Below are 18527 nucleotides of genomic sequence, written 5' to 3' on the forward strand. Positions count from 1 at the left end.
CGACGGCCATGACCTATACCAGCTCAACCGTGCGCGTGCCTGATGTCGCCGCGGTGCCGCGACATATCGCGATCATCATGGACGGCAACGGCCGTTGGGCCACCCAGCGGCGCTTGCCGCGCGTGGCGGGCCATACGCGCGGCGTCGACGCGGTGCGTGCGGCCGTCGAGGCGTGCGCCCGTCAGGGTGTCGAATATCTGACGCTGTTCGCTTTCAGCTCGGAAAACTGGCGCCGTCCGAACGAGGAAGTCTCGTTCCTGATGCGCCTGTTCGTGACCGCGCTGGAGCGCGAGATCGGCAAGCTGCATGCGAACGGCATCCGCTTGCGCGTGGTGGGCGACCTGGCCCGCTTCGATACGCGCATCCGCGACCTGATCAAGCGTGCGGAGACCAAGACCGCGCGCAATACCCGTCTCACACTCACGATTGCCGCGAATTACGGCGGCCGCTGGGACATCATGCAGGCCACCCGCAAGCTCGCCGAACAGTCGGCGCTGGCGGGCAAGGCGGTCGAGGTGACCGAAGATTCGTTCGCCGAACACCTCTCCATGGCTTATGCGCCGGAGCCGGATCTCTTCATCCGCACAGGCGGCGAGCGCCGCGTCAGCAACTTCCTGCTGTGGCAACTCGCCTACACCGAGTTCTACTTCACCGACACGTTCTGGCCGGATTTCGACGCCGACGCGCTCGGCCACGCCATCGCTTCGTACGCGGAGCGCGAACGCCGCTTCGGCCGCACCAGTGCTCAACTCGAGCCGCAATCGCAAAACGTCGATTCGCTTCCATGCTAAAAACCCGTGTCATCACGGCGATCATCCTGCTGGCAGTGTTCCTGCCGGTCACGTTGTTCGCGCCGGTGGGCGCGTTCGGCGCGCTGATCGCTTTTGTCGTCGTGTTCGCCGCGTGGGAGTGGGCGCGCCTGCTCAAGCTGGGCGGCGCGGGCCCGGTCATTTACGCCCTGATCGCCGCAGTGGCGCTGGTGGCAAGCACGCGCCTCGGTACCGGCATCGAACAGGCCAGGCCGCTCTTTGAAGCGGCCGCTATTTTCTGGGTGATCGCCGGCCCGTTCGTGCTGCTGCGCAAGCCCACGCTCGCGCAGGGCGCGTGGCGTCCCTTCCTGTTTCTTGCCGGCATTGTGGTATTCGTCGCGTGCTGGCATGCTCTCGTCGCCGCGCGCATGCAGGGTGTGCCATTCGTGCTGTCGCTGCTGCTATTGGTATGGCTGGCCGATATCGGCGCATACTTCTCCGGAAAAGCGTTTGGAAAACACAAGCTGGCGCCTGCCATCAGTCCGGGTAAGACCTGGGAGGGCGCGATCGGCGGTTGGCTGGTGGTGATGATCGTCGCGGCGGCGGCGGTCTTTTTGCATGCGTTCGAGCCGACCCTGTATTCTGCGCTGCTGGCGCACTGGGGCGCCGTGCGCACGCTGCTCGCGCTGACCTTGCTGGTGGCATTCAGCGTGGTGGGCGACCTGTTCGAATCGATGATGAAACGCCAGGCCGGTGTGAAAGATTCAAGCGGCCTGTTGCCGGGGCACGGTGGCGTGCTCGACCGCATCGATGCCTTGTTGCCGGTGCTGCCGCTTGCCATGCTGCTGCTCGGCTAGAGAAAGAGATATGCAAAAACGTCTGACATTGCTCGGTTCCACGGGCTCGATTGGAGACAGCACGCTCGACGTCGTCGCGCGTCATCCCGAGCGCTTTTCGGTTTATGCGCTGAGCGCGCATCGCAACGGCGACAAGCTCGTCGAGCAATGCCTGCGCTTTCAGCCCGAAGTCGCGGTGGTCGGCGACGCCGATACGGCCGCGAGCGTCGCGGCGAAACTGCGCGAAGCGGGTTGCAAGACCGAGGTCACGTATGGACCGCAAGCGCTCGTCGACGTGTCGAAGAGCGACGGCTGCGATACGGTGGTCGCGGCGATCGTCGGCGCGGCCGGCCTCGCGCCGAGTCTTGCCGCCGCGCGCGCGGGCAAACGCATCCTGCTTGCCAACAAGGAAGCGCTGGTCATGTCCGGCGCGATCTTCATGGACGCGGTGCGCGACAACGGCGCGGTGCTGCTGCCGGTCGACAGCGAACACAACGCGATTTTCCAGTGCCTGCCGCGCGAGGCCGCGCTGCACGGCGGCGTCTCCAAGATCATTCTGACCGCGTCGGGCGGGCCGTTCCGCACGCGCGAACCGGCCACCCTCGTCGACGTCACGCCGGACGAAGCCTGTAAGCATCCGAACTGGGTCATGGGCCGCAAGATTTCGGTCGACTCGGCCACCATGATGAACAAGGGCCTCGAAGTGATCGAGGCACACTGGCTGTTCGATCTGCCGGGCGAGCGCATCGAGGTGCTGATTCACCCGCAGAGCGTGATTCACTCGATGGTGTCCTACGCCGACGGCTCGGTGCTCGCCCAACTGGGCAATCCCGACATGCGCACGCCGATCGCGCATGCGCTGGCGTTTCCGGATCGCGTCGATTCGGGCGTGGCGCAACTCGATCTGCTGCAGGTCGCGTCCCTGTCGTTCGAAAAGCCGGATTACACGCGCTTTCCGTGCCTTGCTCTCGCAGTGAAGGCACTGGCCGAGGGCGGCCTGGCGAGCGCGGCGCTGAACGCCGCGAATGAAATCGCGGTTGAAGCGTTCCTCGCGCGCCAGATCGGTTTCATGGCGATTGCCCAGGTGGTCGACGCGGTGCTCAGCGCATTGCCGAACCGCAGCGCGCATGCGCTCGAAGACGTGATCGAAGCGGATGCCGCCGCGCGTCGCGCCGCTGCCGAATTCATCGCGCGTCTGCCCGACGGCGCCCGTCGCACGGAACGCGCCGTCCAGTGAGGCGCTCATGAACCTGCTGATCGAACTGCTCGCCTTCGCGGTCGCGATTGGCGTACTCGTGGTCGTCCACGAATACGGGCATTACAGCGTGGCGCGCCTGTGCGGCGTCCAGGTGCTGCGCTTTTCGATCGGCTTCGGCAAGCCGCTGTTTCAGTGGGTGAGTCCGAAGACGGGCACCGAATGGACCATTGCCGCGCTGCCGCTCGGCGGCTACGTGAAGATGCTCGACGAGCGCGAAACGGGCGCTGAGCCGATTCCCGCCGAAGCCTTGCCGCATGCGTTCAACCGGCAGTCCGTGTGGCGCCGCTTTGCGATTGTCGCGGCCGGTCCGGTCGCGAACTTCCTGCTGGCCATCGTGCTGTTCGCGCTCGTCTTCGCCACTGGCGTGACGGAGCCGGCGGCGGTGATCGCGGCGCCCGCGCCGAATACGCCCGCGGCTGTTGCCGGTTTTGACGGCGGTGAAACGATCGTTGCCGTGCGTGCCGAGAACGCTGCCGAATCCGAGCCGGTGCGTTCGTGGTCAGACCTGCGCTGGAAGCTGCTCGGCGCGGCATTCGATCACAAGCGCATCGTTCTGAGTGCAAAAGACGCACACGGCACCTCGGATTTCCAACTCGATCTGCGCGGCCTCAGCGAAAAAGATGTCGATGACGACTTCATGTCGCATCTCGGTTTCGAGCCGGGCGGTGGCAAGCTGACGGTCGCGGGTGTGCAACCGGGCAGCGCGGCGCAAAAGGCCGGCCTCGTTGCCGGCGATCGTCTGCGTGCCGTCGATGATATTCCGACCGATAACGCCACGGCCTTCATCGCTTATGTAAAATCGCACGCCGGCAAAGCGGTGACGCTGCAGGTCGAGCGAGGCGGTAAAGCGGCGGGCAAGCTCGAAGACGTGAACATCGTGCCGCAGGCGCAGCGCGATGAAACGACCGGGCAGCAGATCGGCCGCATCGGCGCGGAACTGGCCACGCAGGTGCCGTCGATCGACGTGCATTACGGTCCGGTTGAAAGCTTGCAGTTGGGTGCACGCCGCACGTGGGATCTCGCGGTTTACTCGGTGCGCATGTTCGGCAGGATGATCGTAGGCGAGGCATCGCTGAAAAATCTTTCCGGTCCGGTCACGATCGCCGATTACGCAGGAAAGAGCGCACGTCTAGGTCCTTCTGCATTCCTGTCGTTCCTGGCCCTTGTCAGTATTAGCCTTGGTGTACTGAACCTGTTACCAATTCCGGTATTGGACGGGGGTCATCTGTTATATTATTTGGTTGAAGCTGTTACCGGTAAAGTTGTCTCCGATCGCTGGCAACTCGTTTTTCAGAGGGCGGGTCTCGCCTGCATCGTCGCGTTGTCGGCGATCGCGCTGTTCAACGATCTGGCTCGTTTAATCCATTTTTAAAGTGTTCGGCGGCGTTCACGATGGCGACCGCCCGACCTGATGCAGCTATACACACTGGGGAAGCACGTTGTTTAAACCTCATCGCTTTGTTCCAAAGACGGTTATAGCCGCGGCGTTCGCCGCGCATGGGCTGGTTGCTCACGCAACGACGCCCTTCGTGGTGCAAGACATCCGGATCGAGGGATTGCAACGCGTCGAACCTGGTACTGTGTTTGCCTACCTGCCCATCAAGCAAGGCGACACCTTCAGCGACGACAAGGCATCGGAAGCCATCCGCGCTTTGTATGCCACGGGCTTCTTCAACGACGTCAAGATCGCGACCGAAGGCAACGTCGTCATCGTGCAGGTGCTGGAACGTCCGGCCATCGGCACGATCGACTTCGCCGGCATTCATGAGTTCGACAAGGAAAATCTGACCAAGGCGCTGCGCGCCGTGGGTTTGTCGCAAGGCCGTTATTACGACAAGGCGTTGGTCGACAAGGCCGAGCAGGAACTGAAGCGTCAGTATCTGACGCGCGGCTACTACGCCGCTGAAGTCACCACCACGATCACGCCGATCGACCGCAATCGCGTGTCGGTGCTGTTCTCGGTGGCCGAAGGTCCGAGCGCGAAGATCCGCCAGATCAACTTCATCGGCAACAAGGCGTTCAGCACGGGCACGTTGCGCGACGAAATGCAGTTGTCCACGCCGAACTGGTTCTCGTGGTACACGAAGAACGACCTGTACGCGAAAGACAAGCTGACCGGCGACCTCGAAAACGTTCGCTCGTATTATCTGAATCGCGGCTATCTCGAGTTCAACATCGAATCGACCCAGGTGTCGATCACGCCCGACAAGAAGGACATGTATCTGACGGTCACGCTGCACGAAGGCGAGCCGTACACGATTTCGAATATCAAGCTGGCGGGCAATCTGCTCGATCGCGAGCCGGAGCTGGCCAAGCTCATCAAGATCAAACCGGGCGACCGCTTCTCGGCTGAAAAGCTGCAGGCCACGACCAAGGCTATCGTCGACAAGCTGGGCGAATACGGCTATGCGTTCGCCACGGTCAACGCGCAGCCGCAGATCGATCAGGCCAACCACAAGGTCGACCTGACGCTGCAGGTGGATCCGAGCCGCCGCGTCTACGTGCGCCGCATCAACGTGGTCGGCAATACGCGTACGCGTGACGAAGTGGTGCGCCGCGAAATGCGCCAGCTCGAAAGCTCGTGGTTCGATTCGAACCGCCTCGCGCTGTCGAAAGACCGGATCAACCGTCTCGGCTACTTTACCGATGTCGACGTGACCACGGTGCCCGTGGAAGGCACGCCGGACCAGGTCGATGTGGACGTCAAGGTGGCCGAAAAACCGACCGGCGCGATCACGCTGGGTGCGGGCTTCTCGTCGACCGACAAGGTGGTGCTCTCGGCCGGCGTGTCGCAAGACAACGTGTTCGGCTCGGGCACGAGTCTCTCGGTGAACGTGAATACCGCCAAGACGTACCGTACGTTGACGGTCACGCAGGTCGACCCGTACTTCACGGTCGACGGCATCAAGCGTATTACCGACGTCTACTACCGTACGTACCAGCCGCTGTACTACTCCACGGATTCGAGCTTCAAGATCGTCACGATCGGTGGCGACCTGAAGTTCGGTATTCCGTTCTCGGAAGTCGACACGGTGTATTTCGGTGCCGGCCTCGAGCAGAACCAGCTGGATATCGACGCGAACACGCCGCAGAGCTACATCGACTACGTGCATGAATTCGGCCGCGTGTCGAACAACGTGCCGATCACGGTGGGCTGGTCGCGCGACGCGCGTGACAGCGCGCTGGTGCCGAGCCGCGGCTACTTCACGCAGGCGAACGCCGAATACGGCACGCCGATCGGCGGCACGCAGTACTACAAGGCCGACATCAACGCGCAGTACTATTATTCGTTCTCGCGCGGCTTCGTGCTGGGCTTCAACTTCCAGGGCGGTTACGGTAACGGCCTCGGCGGCAAGCCTTATCCGATTTTCAAGAACTACTATGCGGGCGGTATCGGTTCGGTGCGGGGCTACGAGCCGAGCTCGCTGGGTCCGCGCGACGCCAAGACGAACGACCCGATCGGCGGCTCGAAGCTGCTGGTGGGTAACATCGAATTGACGTTCCCGCTGCCGGGCACGGGCTACGACCGCACGTTGCGTGTCTTCACGTTCCTCGACGCCGGTAACGTGTGGGGTACGGAAGGCAACAGTATCGGCGCCAACGGCCTGCGTTACGGCTACGGTGTCGGTCTGGCGTGGATCTCGCCGATCGGCCCGCTCAAGCTCAGCCTGGGCTTCCCGCTTACGAAGCACACCGGCGACCAGTATCAGAAATTCCAGTTCCAGATCGGGACGGCATTCTGATCCGGCGGCCTGGAGGCAGGCGGCTGGCGGCCCGGCCAAACTACAGTATCGAGAGGATGACTTTGCTAACCGGTATGTTTTCGAAACGTGTGGCGTGCGCGCTGGCGCTGGCAATGACCTTGGGTGTCGGGGTCGCGCATGGGCAGGAGGCCAGGATCGCGGCGGTGAATTCCGACCGAATCCTGCGCGAATCCGCTGCCGCGAAGGCCGCGCAGGTCAAGCTCGAGGCCGAGTTCGCCAAGCGTGACAAGGACCTGGCCGACATGGCGCAGAAGCTGAAGTCGATGTCCGATTCGCTCGACAAGAACGGCGCGTCCATGTCGCCCGCCGACCGCGCGCAGAAGCAGCGCGACCTGTCGCAACTGGACACGGACTTCCAGCGCAAGCAACGCGAGTTTCGTGAGGATCTGAACCAGCGCCGCAACGAAGAACTGGCGGCGGTGCTCGACCGCGCCAACAAGGTGATCAAACAGATCGCCGAAGCGCAGCATTACGATCTGATCGTCCAGGAAGCGGTGTACGTGAGTCCGCGCATCGATATTACCGATCAGGTGCTGAAGGCTCTGGCGGCGTCGGGTAACTGAGCATGGCTGCCGGGCTTAACGGCCCCGGCAGCGGATCTGACAAGTCGGACCGAATACCAGGAGACAGGATAGGCATGGCATTTACGCTCGAGGACATCGTCCAGCGGTTCGGCGGTGAAGTAGTCGGAGACGGTTCGCAGCGCGTCGGCAGTCTTGCGCCGCTCGACCAGGCAGGTCCGGACCAGCTGGCGTTCCTCGCCAATCCGAAGTACCTGTCGCAGGTTGAAACGACCCGTGCGGGCGCGGTGTTGATCAACGCCGACGACCTCGCCAAGCTCGCTTCCCGCGAGAATCGTAACTTCATCGTCACGCCCAATCCGTACGCTTACTTCGCGCGCGTCGCGCAAACCTTCATCGACCTCGCTGCGCCCAAGGCGGCGCCCGGCGTGCATCCGAGCGCGACCATCGACCCGTCGGCGCAGATCGCCGCGAGCGCGGTGATCGGACCGCACGTCACGGTGGAAGCGGGTGCGGTGATCGGCAACAACGTGCGGCTCGACGCCAATGTCGTGATCGGCCGTGGCACGCGCATCGGCGCGGGCTCGCATCTTTATCCCAATGTCGCGGTGTACCACGGTTGCAAGCTCGCCGAGCGCGTGATCGTGCACGCGGGCGCGGTGATCGGCTCGGACGGTTTCGGCTTCGCTCCGGATTTCGTCGGCGAGGGTGAGGCGCGTACCGGCAGCTGGGTGAAGATTCCGCAGGTCGGCGGCGTGTCGATTGCGGCCGACGTCGAAATCGGCGCGAACACCACCATCGACCGTGGCGCCATGGCGGACACGATCATCGAAGAGTGCGTGAAGATCGACAATCTGGTGCAGATCGGCCACAACTGCAAAGTCGGCGCTTATACGGTGATTGCCGGCTGCGCGGGCATCGCGGGCAGCACGACCATTGGCCGCCATTGCATGATCGGCGGCGCGGTCGGAATTGCCGGGCATGTCACGCTGGCCGACTATGTGATCGTCACGGCCAAGTCCGGCGTCTCGAAGTCGCTGCTCAAGCCTGGTATGTACACCAGTGCCTTCCCGGCCGTGAACCATGCAGACTGGAACAAGAGCGCGGCGTTGCTGCGCAATATCGACAAACTTCGCGATCGAATCAAGGCGCTTGAAAACGCCGCGGCTGCGAAGCAGGACGGCGCAGCAAGCAATTCCGCGGGCAGCAAAGCCTGAACCTCAGGGCAACTCGCAGGGCAATTGACTCAGCAGACTCAGCATTTCGCCGGGCAACCCGCCGGCACCGCGTAAAATGGCGGGCAAGCAACAGGAAGCAAAGTCGGTTGCCGTGACCGGGTGGCGCGGCCGCCGGGTCACGGCGAGCGCCGGCAGCACGCTTTACCAATCCACCTGCACCAGCATCCGCAGTCATCACCGCGCAGTCAATGCGTGAGCAGAAACACCATGAGCACCGAAAAAATCAATCTCGACATTCATAAGATTCTCACGCTGCTGCCGCATCGTTACCCGATCCTGCTGGTCGACCGGGTGCTCGAACTCGAGCCGCACAAGTGCATCAAAGCGTTGAAGAACGTGTCGATCAACGAACCGTATTTTCAGGGCCACTTCCCGACGCGTCCGGTGATGCCGGGCGTGCTGATTCTCGAAGCACTCGCGCAAACGGCGGCTCTGCTGACGTTTTCGGAAGAGCCGAGCGACCCGTCGAACACGCTGTATCTGTTCGTCGGCATCGACAACGCGCGCTTCAAGCGCGTGGTGGAACCGGGCGATCAGCTGATCCTGAACTGCACGTTCGAGCGTCACATGCGCGGCATCTGGAAGTTCAAGGCGCGCGCCGAAGTGGATGGCGTGGTGGCGGCGGAAGCCGACCTGATGTGCGCGGTGCGGCACACGGACAAAGACGCTTAACGCACTTAGGCGCGAGGCGCTTAAGCCAGCGTCCGGGTGGTCGGCGGCGTCATGCGCGCGCTGGCCTCCCGCCAGACGCCCATCCAGACAACGCAACAGAATCAGAAGCGAGGACGCATGAGCAGGATTCATCCCACTGCGATCGTCGAACCGGGCGCACAACTCGACGAATCCGTCGAAGTCGGACCGTATGCCGTGATCGGCGCACATGTGACGATCGGCGCACGGACCATGGTCGGTTCGCACAGCGTGATCGAAGGTCACACCACCCTCGGCGAAGACAACCGGATCGGCCACTACGCATCGGTCGGCGGCCGTCCGCAGGACATGAAGTACAAGGACGAGCCGACCCGGCTCGTGGTCGGCAACCGCAACACGATCCGCGAATTCACCACGATCCACACCGGCACGATGCAGGACGCGGGCGTCACCACGCTCGGCGACGACAACTGGATCATGGCGTACGTGCACATCGGGCACGATTGCCACGTCGGCAGCAACGTCATTCTGTCGAGCAACGCGCAGATGGCCGGACATGTCACGATCGGCGACCACGCGATCGTCGGCGGCATGTCGGGCGTGCATCAGTTCGTGCGCATTGGTGCGCACTCCATGCTGGGCGGCGCTTCGGCGCTGGTGCAGGACATTCCGCCGTTCGTGATCGCCGCCGGTAACAAGGCCGAGCCGCACGGCATTAACGTCGAAGGCCTGCGCCGCCGCGGTTTCTCGCCGGACGCGATTTCGGCGCTGCGCGCGGCGTATCGCGTGCTGTACAAGAACGGTCTCTCGCTCGAAGAAGCGAAGGTGCAGTTGCGCGAACTCGCGACCGCGGGCGGCGATGGCGACGCGCCGGTGCAGACGCTGCTCGCGTTCGTCGAAGCGTCGCAACGCGGCATCATCCGCTAACCGATGGCATTGCAACCCAGTCCATTGCGCGTCGCGATGGTGGCCGGCGAGCCGTCCGGCGACCTGCTGGCGGCCTCGCTGCTCGACGGCCTCACGAGCCGTCTGCCCGCCGGCACCCAGTACTACGGGATCGGTGGCCCACGCATGATCGCCACGGGCTTCGACGCCCACTTTCCGATGGAAAAGCTCTCGGTGCGCGGCTATGTCGAGGCGCTGAAGCATATCCCCGGCATTCTCGGCATTCGCAACGAACTGAAGCGGCAGTTGCTGGCAGAGCCGCCGTCGGTGTTCGTCGGCGTGGATGCGCCCGATTTCAATTTTGGGCTCGAGCATCCGTTGCGCGAGGCCGGGATCCCAACCGTTCACTTCGTGTGCCCGTCCATCTGGGCGTGGCGCGGCGGCCGCATCAAGAAGATCGCCAAGGCGGTCGACCACATGCTGTGCGTGTTCCCGTTCGAAACGGCGCTGCTGGAAAAAGCCGGTGTCGCGGCCTCGTACGTGGGCCATCCGCTCGCTGACGAAATTCCGCTCGTGCCGGACACGCTGGGCGCACGCCGGGCACTGGGTCTTGCGGAAGACGGTCCGATCATCGCGGTGCTGCCGGGTAGCCGGCGCTCCGAGATCGATCTGATCGGCCCGACGTTCTTCGCCGCGATGGAGATGATGCAGCACCAGGAGCCGAGTCTGCGCTTCGTGATGCCGGCGGCCACGCCGGCGCTGCGCGAAATGCTGCGGCCGTTGGTCGATTCGCACCCCGGCCTCGCGCTGACGATTACCGACGGCCAGGCGCAACTCGCCATGACGGCGGCCGACGCGATCCTCGTGAAGAGCGGCACCGTGACGCTCGAAGCCGCGCTGCTGAAAAAGCCAATGGTGATCTCGTACAAGGTGCCCTGGCTGACCGGCCAGATCATGCGCCGCCAGGGCTATCTGCCGTATGTCGGGCTGCCGAACATCCTGGCGGGGCGCTTCGTGGTGCCGGAGATCCTGCAGCACTTCGCCACCCCGCAGGCGTTGGCCGAAGCCACGCTGAAACAGTTGCGCGACGAGACCAACCGGCGCACGCTGACGGAAATCTTCACGGAGATGCATCACGTGCTGAAGCAGAACACCGCGCAGCGTGCGGCGGAAGTCGTGGCGAGCGTCATCGAAAAGCGGAAGGGGCGGCCGTGACCCTGTCACGCGCGCCGCGCCGTAAAACCGTCGCCGGTGCGGCGGCGCAGCAGGTCGGCCTGAACTTCGAGACGCCGGATGACATCGTCTGCGGCGTCGACGAAGCAGGGCGCGGCCCGTTGGCCGGCCCGGTCGTGGCCGCGGCGGTGATTTTCGACCCGTCGAAGCCGATGATTCGCGGCCTCGACGACTCCAAAGTATTGACCGCGAAAAAGCGCGACGAACTGTACGACAAGATCGTCGACCGGGCGCTCGCTTACTGCATTGCGTCGGCATCCGTCGAAGAAATCGATTCGCTGAATATCCTGCATGCCACCATGCTCGCCATGAAGCGCGCCGTGGAGGGCCTGTCGGTCGTGCCGACGCTCGTCAAGATCGACGGCAATCGCTGCCCCACGCTGAGCGTGCGCAGTGAAGCGGTGATCGGCGGCGACGCGCTCGTCAAAAGCATTTCGGCGGCGTCGATTCTCGCCAAAGTTACGCGCGACCGGATGCTGCTCGAATTGCACCAGACGCATCCCGTCTACGGCTTCAACGCGCATGCCGGTTACGGCACGCCACAGCATCTCAAGGCGCTGCGCGAGCATGGGCCTTGCGAGCATCATCGGCGTTCATTCGCACCGGTGCGTGAGGCGCATCTGCGCCTGGGCACGGGCGTGCCGCTGCCGGCGGGTGAAGTGATCGTCGTGTCCGAAGTGATGTTCGACGACGACGCCTTCGGCGAACGCGGCAGCGCCGCCTGAGCTTCACACGAGCGCCTCATGAGCGCTGCGCGTGACCCGTTCTTTCCTCATTCTCACTGTCTTCTTCGCTGCCTGTGAAAGCCATCACCTCGCGGGACAATCCGCTCTACAAGCGCCTGAAGGCACTGGCCGGCTCGACGCATCAACAGCGCAAGAGCGGCCACGCGCTGCTCGAAGGGTTTCATCTCGCGAGCGCCTATCTCGACGTCGCCGGGCAACCGGAAATGTGCGTCGTCACTGAAGGCGCGCTGCGCCACGACGAAGCGCAGGCGATCGTTTCGCGCATCGAAGATCATCGTGTCATGACGCTGCCGGACGCATTGTTCGGGCAGTTGTCGAATGTCGTGCACGGTGTGGGCATTCTGCTGCTGGTTGAAAAGCTCGGCACGCCGCTACCCGACACGGTCGCGCAAACCTGCCTCGTGCTCGACGGCGTACAGGACGCGGGCAACGTCGGCTCGATTCTGCGCAGCGCGGCGGCGGCGGGCATTCAGCAGGTGTTCTGCGCGCCGGGCACGGCGTACGCGTGGTCGTCGAAAGTCTTGCGCTCGGGCATGGGCGCGCATTTCCTGCTGCAGATTCACGAGGACGTGGAAGCGCAGACGCTGATCGAGCGCCTCGCGCTGCCGATCGTGATTACAGATTCGCACGGCGCCGAGGCGATCTACGATTGCGACCTGAGCGGACCGCTCGCGTGGGTGTTCGGCAACGAAGGCGCGGGCGTCTCGCAAATCTGGCGCGACAAGGTTTCGTTGCGGGTGACGATTCCCCAGCCGGGCGGCATGGAGTCGCTGAATGTAGCGGCCGCGGCGGCTGTGTGCGTGTTCGAGCAGTGCCGCCAGCAGCGCGGCCGTAGCTAAAGCAGCAGACCTGCGCTCCCGCGTTCGTCCGCACTCGAGGCTGTTTCAGGCTGCGGGGCGCTGATCGTGCCTATGCCGTTGGTCGACGACACGCATGTTCTCGCGCGTGTCCATGTTCAAGGCCGCCGGGCTTGCGCGACCCATGTGCACAGACTCAATAAGAAGGTCTATCCAGCTTGATTTCCTGCAGGATCGTCGTCGCGATCTCTTCGATCGACTTGTGCGTCGACGACAACCACTTGATCCCTTCACGCCGCATCATCGCTTCGGCTTCGTTGATCTCATAACGGCAATTCTCCGGCGCGGCGTACTTGCTGCCGGGCCGGCGCTCGTTGCGAATCTCCGAAAGCCGCTGCGGATCGATCGACAAACCGAACATCTTCTGCCGATGCGCCAGCAACGGCGTCGGCAATTTGCCGCGTTCGAAATCTTCCGGAATCAACGGATAGTTGGCCGCCTTCACGCCATACTGCATGGCCAGATAGAGGCTTGTCGGCGTCTTGCCGCTGCGCGACACGCCGACCAGAATCACGTCGGCGTCCGCCAGATTACGGTTCGATTGACCGTCGTCGTGAGCGAGCGAGAAGTTGATCGCCTCGATCCGGTTCTTGTACTCCTCGGTGTCGGCGTTCTGGTGGCCGCGGCCCATCGCGTGGCTCGACTTCAGCTCCAGTTCCTGTTCAAGCGGCTCGACGAAAGTCTGAAACATGTCCAGCACCAGCGCATTCGAGCCTTTGACGATCTGATTCGACGCGCTGTCCACCAGCGTGGTGAAGACGATCGGACGGCGGCCGTCCTGCACGATCGCTTCGTTGATCTTTTCGAGCGTGGCGTAGGCCTTCTCGGTCGAGTCGACAAAGGGCACGCGAACCAGGCGGAATTTCTGGTCGAACTGGGAGAGGATCGAATGCGCGAAGGTTTCGGCAGTGATCCCGGTACCGTCGGAGACGATGAATACGGTGGGCGGCATCAGTGGGGCTGGGGAACGTGAGCGAAAAAAAGCGCTCGAAAGAAACATCGCTGTGCGGACGACGCTGCCCGGTGGCTAACCGGAGATTGCAGCAGCGTCCGACCAGCGCGCCGTGGGCACCGCAATTGCGCCCGGATGGCGGCGGGGCCTCGCAAAAGCCCGCTGGCCGGTCCGGGGCGCGATTCGAGGCGCAATTCTCGTCCGACTGTCACATTTCGAGAGTCGGCACGGTAGAATAGCGGCAACCTGTTGGATAAGCAATTGCGGGCGATTGGCGGCTAACTTACCGCGAACGGTCGTTCAACACCTCGCTTTTGGTCGGTATTTGTGGTCGCCAAGCGGCAGTCAACGCAAGGGATCGATCGGTAAAATCGTCCATTCGCGTGCTTCGTCGCATATCGGGCGCAAGCCGCGCTGGGGCATTTTGCAACAAGCGATTGCTTCTCCAACAGGTTGTGCAAGACGCGAGGTTACGCTCCCAATGGGCGTCTCGCGTTCGAGCCCACTTGCACAGCCGTGAATTTCTTTCACACTTAGGGGCTTGTATGACTAACGCAGTTACCGTCGCAAAGGATAAGGCGTATGTAGTTCCGTTCGAGCAGTTGCGGATGACCGACGTGGAAATCGTCGGTGGCAAGAACGCGTCGCTTGGCGAGATGATCAGTCAGCTCGCTGAAGCAGGCGTGCGCGTGCCGACCGGTTTCGCCACCACGGCGCTGGCTTTCCGCGACTTCCTGCATCACAACAATCTGACCGAACGCATCGCCAAACGTCTCGAAACGCTCGACGTCGACGACGTGAAGTCGCTCGCCGAAGCGGGCAAGGAGATCCGTCAATGGATCGTCGACGCGCCGTTCCAGCCGCAACTCGAGGCGGATATCCGCGCGGGCTTCGACACCCTGCAAAACAGCTCGCCTGAAGAGCTGTCGTTCGCCGTGCGTTCGTCGGCCACGGCGGAAGACTTGCCGGACGCTTCGTTCGCGGGTCAGCAGGAAAGCTACCTCAACGTAGTCGGCATCGAAGAGGTGCTCGACCGCATGAAGCACGTGTTCGCGTCGCTGTACAACGACCGCGCTATCTCCTATCGCGTCCACAAGGGCTTCACTCACGCCGAAGTCGCGTTGTCGGCGGGTGTGCAGCGCATGGTGCGCTCGGACGTCGGCGCAGCCGGCGTGATGTTCACGCTGGATACCGAATCGGGCTTCAAGGACGCTGTCTTCATCACGTCGAGCTATGGCCTCGGCGAAACCGTGGTGCAAGGCGCGGTGAATCCGGACGAGTTCTACGTCTACAAGACCACGCTCGCGCAAGGCAAGTATCCGATCATCCGCCGCTCGATCGGCTCGAAGCTGATCAAGATGGAATTCACCAAGGCGGGCGAAGAAGGCCGCGTGAAGACCGTCGACGTGGCGCACGAGCAGCGCAACCGCTTCTCGATCACGGACGAAGACGTGATCGAACTGGCCAAATACGCCGTCATCATCGAAAAGCACTACGAGCGTCCGATGGACATCGAATGGGGCAAGGACGGCCGCGACGGCAAGATTTTTATTCTGCAGGCGCGCCCGGAAACGGTGAAGAGCCAGGCGGCGGGCAAGGCCGAGCAGCGCTTCAAGCTGAAGGGCCAATCGAACGTGCTGGCCACCGGCCGCGCGATCGGCCAGAAGATCGGTGCGGGTCCGGTGCGCGTGATTCACGATCCGTCGGAAATGGACCGTGTGCAGCCGGGCGACGTGCTGGTCGCGGACATGACCGACCCGAACTGGGAACCGGTCATGAAACGCGCGTCGGCAATCGTCACGAACCGTGGCGGCCGTACCTGCCACGCGGCGATCATCGCCCGTGAGCTGGGCGTGCCGGCGGTGGTCGGCTGCGGCGACGCGACGGACATGCTGAAGGAAGGCGCGCTCGTCACCGTATCGTGCGCGGAAGGCGACGAAGGCAGAATCTACGACGGCCTGCTCGAAACCGAAATCACCGAAGTGCAGCGCGGCGAACTGCCGCCGATTCCGGTAAAGATCATGATGAACGTGGGCAATCCGCAGCTGGCCTTCGACTTCTCGCAACTGCCGAACGCAGGCGTGGGTCTCGCGCGTCTCGAGTTCATCATCAACAACAACATCGGCGTTCACCCGAAGGCGATTCTCGAGTACCCGAACATCGATCAGGACCTGAAGAAGGCCGTGGAAAGCGTTGCTCGCGGTCACGCCTCGCCGCGCGCGTTCTACGTCGACAAGCTGACCGAAGGTATCGCCACGATCGCGGCGGCGTTCTATCCGAAGCCCGTGATCGTGCGTCTGTCGGACTTCAAGTCGAACGAGTACAAGAAGCTGATCGGCGGTTCGCGCTACGAGCCGGACGAAGAAAACCCGATGCTCGGTTTCCGCGGCGCGTCGCGCTACATCGCGGACGACTTCGCCGAAGCGTTCCAGATGGAATGCATCGCGCTGAAGAAGGTGCGCGAGGAAATGGGCCTCGACAACGTCGAGATCATGGTGCCGTTCGTGCGTACGCTGAAGCAGGCGGAGCGCGTGGTCGGGCTGCTGGGCAAGTACGGCCTGAAGCGCGGCGAGAATGGCCTGCGCCTGATCATGATGTGCGAAGTGCCGTCGAACGCGATTCTGGCCGAAGAATTCCTGCAATTCTTCGACGGCTTCTCGATCGGTTCGAACGACCTGACGCAGCTCACGCTCGGCCTCGATCGCGACTCCGGCATGGAACTGCTGGCGGTGGATTTCGATGAACGCGATTTGGCAGTCAAGTTCCTGTTGAAGCGCGCAATCGACACGTGTCTGCGCCTGGACAAGTACGTCGGTATTTGCGGCCAGGGCCCGTCGGATCATCCGGACTTTGCGCAGTGGCTGACCGATGAAGGCATCAAGTCGATCTCGCTGAACCCCGACACGATCGTCGAGACGTGGCAGCAACTGGCCAAGTCGGCGAAGCAGTAAGGCGAACGGCATGCCGCTTCCTAAGCGGCATGCATAACGTGCGATGCGGTAGGTCAAGCGCGCGTCGAATGCACGTGAAACCGTGCTGTATCGCCCGTTGAACGCGCTCGCTTCGTGCTATAAACACCCCGGTAGATCCGGGGTGTTTTGCTTTGTGGAGGTCGACGTGGCGCCAGGTGGATTGTTCTGGTGGATCGGGGCGGGTGTGCTGGTCGTGCTGGAGTTGCTCAGCGGCACCTTCTACCTGCTGATGATCGCATTGGGCTGCGTCGCGGCCGCGATTGCGCACCTTGCAGGCGCCGCAGCCGACGTGCAGTTCGCGGTCGCGGCCGTGGTGGCGCTGGCGGCGGTGCTGCTGCTCAGGCGCTCGCGGTTCGGCCGCAGAACGCGCAAAGAGGCGTCGCGCAACCCGGACGTCAATCTCGACATCGGTCAAACGCTCACCGTGCCGGCGTGGCACGAACGGCGGGCACGCGTCGATTATCGCGGCGCGGCATGGGACGTCGAACTGGCCGCGGGCGAGCCGGAAGACGCGCCGCTCTACGAAATCACGGAGTTGCGCGGCAGTTGCCTCGTCGTCGTGGCCGCGCGTCATTCAAACACCCGGGCCACCACGGCCTGAGCACCAACGCGTCATACGCGCATCCCACACAACTATTCGAACTACGGACCGGAGGGCAGTAATGGATTCGACCATTGTCGGGGCGGTGCTTCTGATCATCGTGATCGTGCTGGCGGCGCAGACTATCAAGATCGTGCCGCAGCAGCATGCGTGGGTGCTGGAGCGGCTCGGCCGCTATCACCGTACGCTGACGCCGGGCTTGAGCTTCGCGTTTCCGTTCGTCGACCGGATCGCCTATAAGCACATCCTCAAGGAAATTCCGCTCGAAGTGCCGAGCCAGGTCTGTATCACGCGCGATAACACGCAGTTGCAGGTGGATGGCGTGCTGTACTTTCAGGTCACCGATCCCATGAAGGCGTCGTACGGGTCGAGCAACTTCGTGTTCGCGATCACGCAGCTGTCGCAAACCACGTTGCGCTCGGTGATCGGCAAGCTCGAACTCGACAAGACTTTCGAGGAACGCGACTTCATCAACCACAGCATCGTGTCGTCGCTCGATCAAGCTGCGACGAACTGGGGTGTGAAGGTGCTGCGCTACGAAATCAAGGATCTGACGCCGCCCAAGGAAATTCTCCACGCAATGCAGGCGCAAATCACCGCCGAGCGCGAGAAGCGCGCGCTGATTGCGGCATCGGAAGGGCGTAAGCAGGAGCAGATCAATATCGCGTCCGGCGGCCGCGAAGCGGCGATCCAGAAGTCCGAAGGCGAACGGCAGGCGGCGATCAATCAGGCGCAAGGTCAGGCGTCGGCGATTCTGGCCGTGGCCGAAGCCAACTCGCAGGCGATTCAGAAGATCGCGGCGGCCATTCAATCGAACGGCGGGATGGAAGCGGTGAACCTCAAGGTGGCCGAGCAATATGTGAACGCGTTCGGCAATCTGGCGAAGCAGGGCACCACGCTGATCGTGCCCGGCAATCTCGCGGACATGAGTTCGATGATCGCGTCGGCGCTGACGATTGTGAATAAAGGCAAGGGCGTGACCGAGGTGCGTTGAACTGGCCGGCTGCGCTCAACGCGCCGGCAGCGGGGAGCTGATGGGCCAGGCGCAATGTCGTGAATGTCCTGACCATGCTCGTGTGCGTCGAACGCGTGACTGCGCAGGCTGTACCGAAAGCACCGAAAGCGTTGCTCGGCGCGTTTGCCGGCTTGCAAAAAGAAATGGCCCGCGGACTGTGCGGGCCATTTGCCTTTCAGCGCTTGTGAGGCACGCTTCCTTGCCACCCGCGATCCAGTCGCAGCGAACGTTGGCAGACGAAACGCGGCA

At 63.0% G+C, this 18527-nt stretch carries 17 protein-coding genes; 16 read left to right on the forward strand and 1 reads right to left on the reverse strand.

Annotated elements, in window-relative coordinates; translation table 11 throughout:
• Positions 1–8: 8 nt before the first annotated feature.
• The 12 genes from uppS to B0G82_RS13670 all read left to right on the forward strand — a co-directional run bounded on the left by uppS (position 9) and on the right by B0G82_RS13670 (position 12720).
• Complete coding sequence (gene uppS, locus B0G82_RS13615) at positions 9–791, forward strand: polyprenyl diphosphate synthase (RefSeq protein ID WP_106279635.1); 783 nt, start codon at positions 9–11, stop codon at positions 789–791.
• Positions 785–1606: a CDP-archaeol synthase gene (locus B0G82_RS13620; protein ID WP_116140540.1), complete on the forward strand. Its 822-nt coding sequence runs from the start codon at positions 785–787 to the stop codon at positions 1604–1606. Before uppS ends, B0G82_RS13620 begins: the two co-directional genes overlap by 7 nt.
• Before the next feature lie 10 nt (positions 1607–1616).
• Positions 1617–2822: a 1-deoxy-D-xylulose-5-phosphate reductoisomerase gene (locus B0G82_RS13625; protein WP_106279639.1), complete on the forward strand. Its 1206-nt coding sequence runs from the start codon at positions 1617–1619 to the stop codon at positions 2820–2822.
• A gap of 7 nt (positions 2823–2829) precedes the next feature.
• Positions 2830–4215 carry an RIP metalloprotease RseP gene (gene rseP / locus B0G82_RS13630; protein WP_121308687.1) on the forward strand — a complete coding sequence of 462 codons (1386 nt, stop codon included), beginning with the start codon at positions 2830–2832 and terminating at the stop codon, positions 4213–4215.
• Positions 4216–4282: 67 nt separating this feature from the next.
• Positions 4283–6586: an outer membrane protein assembly factor BamA gene (gene bamA, locus B0G82_RS13635; RefSeq protein ID WP_116140542.1), complete on the forward strand. Its 2304-nt coding sequence runs from the start codon at positions 4283–4285 to the stop codon at positions 6584–6586.
• 62 nt (positions 6587–6648) lie between these two features.
• The gene (locus B0G82_RS13640) at positions 6649–7170 is read left to right on the forward strand and encodes an OmpH family outer membrane protein (protein WP_181916899.1); all 522 of its coding nucleotides are present in this window, start codon (positions 6649–6651) and stop codon (positions 7168–7170) included.
• 74 nt (positions 7171–7244) lie between these two features.
• Positions 7245–8345: a UDP-3-O-(3-hydroxymyristoyl)glucosamine N-acyltransferase gene (gene lpxD / locus B0G82_RS13645; RefSeq protein ID WP_121307637.1), complete on the forward strand. Its 1101-nt coding sequence runs from the start codon at positions 7245–7247 to the stop codon at positions 8343–8345.
• A 228-nt stretch (positions 8346–8573) separates the two neighbouring features.
• Entirely contained in the window at positions 8574–9038 is a 465-nt protein-coding gene (gene fabZ / locus B0G82_RS13650; protein ID WP_012433437.1) for a 3-hydroxyacyl-ACP dehydratase FabZ, read from the forward strand.
• Positions 9039–9155: 117 nt separating this feature from the next.
• Positions 9156–9944, forward strand: coding sequence for an acyl-ACP--UDP-N-acetylglucosamine O-acyltransferase (gene lpxA / locus B0G82_RS13655; RefSeq protein WP_116148372.1), 789 nt, complete (start codon positions 9156–9158; stop codon positions 9942–9944).
• Between the two features lie 3 nt (positions 9945–9947).
• Entirely contained in the window at positions 9948–11117 is a 1170-nt protein-coding gene (gene lpxB, locus B0G82_RS13660; protein WP_106279647.1) for a lipid-A-disaccharide synthase, read from the forward strand.
• A complete protein-coding gene (gene rnhB / locus B0G82_RS13665) occupies positions 11114–11860 on the forward strand; it encodes a ribonuclease HII (protein ID WP_116140546.1) in 747 nt (248 codons plus the stop codon). The genes lpxB and rnhB overlap by 4 nt, the downstream gene beginning before the upstream one ends.
• Positions 11861–11934: 74 nt before the next feature.
• Complete coding sequence (locus B0G82_RS13670) at positions 11935–12720, forward strand: RNA methyltransferase (RefSeq protein ID WP_116140548.1); 786 nt, start codon at positions 11935–11937, stop codon at positions 12718–12720.
• Between the two features lie 154 nt (positions 12721–12874).
• Here the strand turns inward: B0G82_RS13670 and B0G82_RS13675 are convergent, their stop codons facing one another.
• Positions 12875–13690: a pyruvate, water dikinase regulatory protein gene (locus tag B0G82_RS13675; RefSeq protein ID WP_012433432.1), complete on the reverse strand. Its 816-nt coding sequence runs from the start codon at positions 13688–13690 to the stop codon at positions 12875–12877.
• Positions 13691–14235: 545 nt separating this feature from the next.
• On the opposite strand from B0G82_RS13675, the gene ppsA reads away from it, so the two are divergent.
• From ppsA to B0G82_RS39690, 4 genes are all read left to right on the forward strand, one after another.
• Positions 14236–16641, forward strand: a complete 2406-nt coding sequence (ppsA, locus tag B0G82_RS13680; protein ID WP_121307638.1) for a phosphoenolpyruvate synthase — start codon at positions 14236–14238, stop codon at positions 16639–16641.
• Between the two features lie 166 nt (positions 16642–16807).
• Entirely contained in the window at positions 16808–17263 is a 456-nt protein-coding gene (locus B0G82_RS13685) for an NfeD family protein (RefSeq protein ID WP_121307639.1), read from the forward strand.
• A 61-nt stretch (positions 17264–17324) separates the two neighbouring features.
• Positions 17325–18257 (forward strand): SPFH domain-containing protein, encoded by a 933-nt coding sequence (locus B0G82_RS13690; RefSeq protein WP_106279656.1) that lies wholly within the window; start codon positions 17325–17327, stop codon positions 18255–18257.
• Between the two features lie 59 nt (positions 18258–18316).
• Positions 18317–18466: a hypothetical protein gene (locus tag B0G82_RS39690; protein WP_158608139.1), complete on the forward strand. Its 150-nt coding sequence runs from the start codon at positions 18317–18319 to the stop codon at positions 18464–18466.
• Positions 18467–18527 lie beyond the last annotated feature (61 nt).

This window comes from Paraburkholderia sp. BL17N1, from assembly GCF_003634175.1.
Classification (GTDB): domain Bacteria; phylum Pseudomonadota; class Gammaproteobacteria; order Burkholderiales; family Burkholderiaceae; genus Paraburkholderia.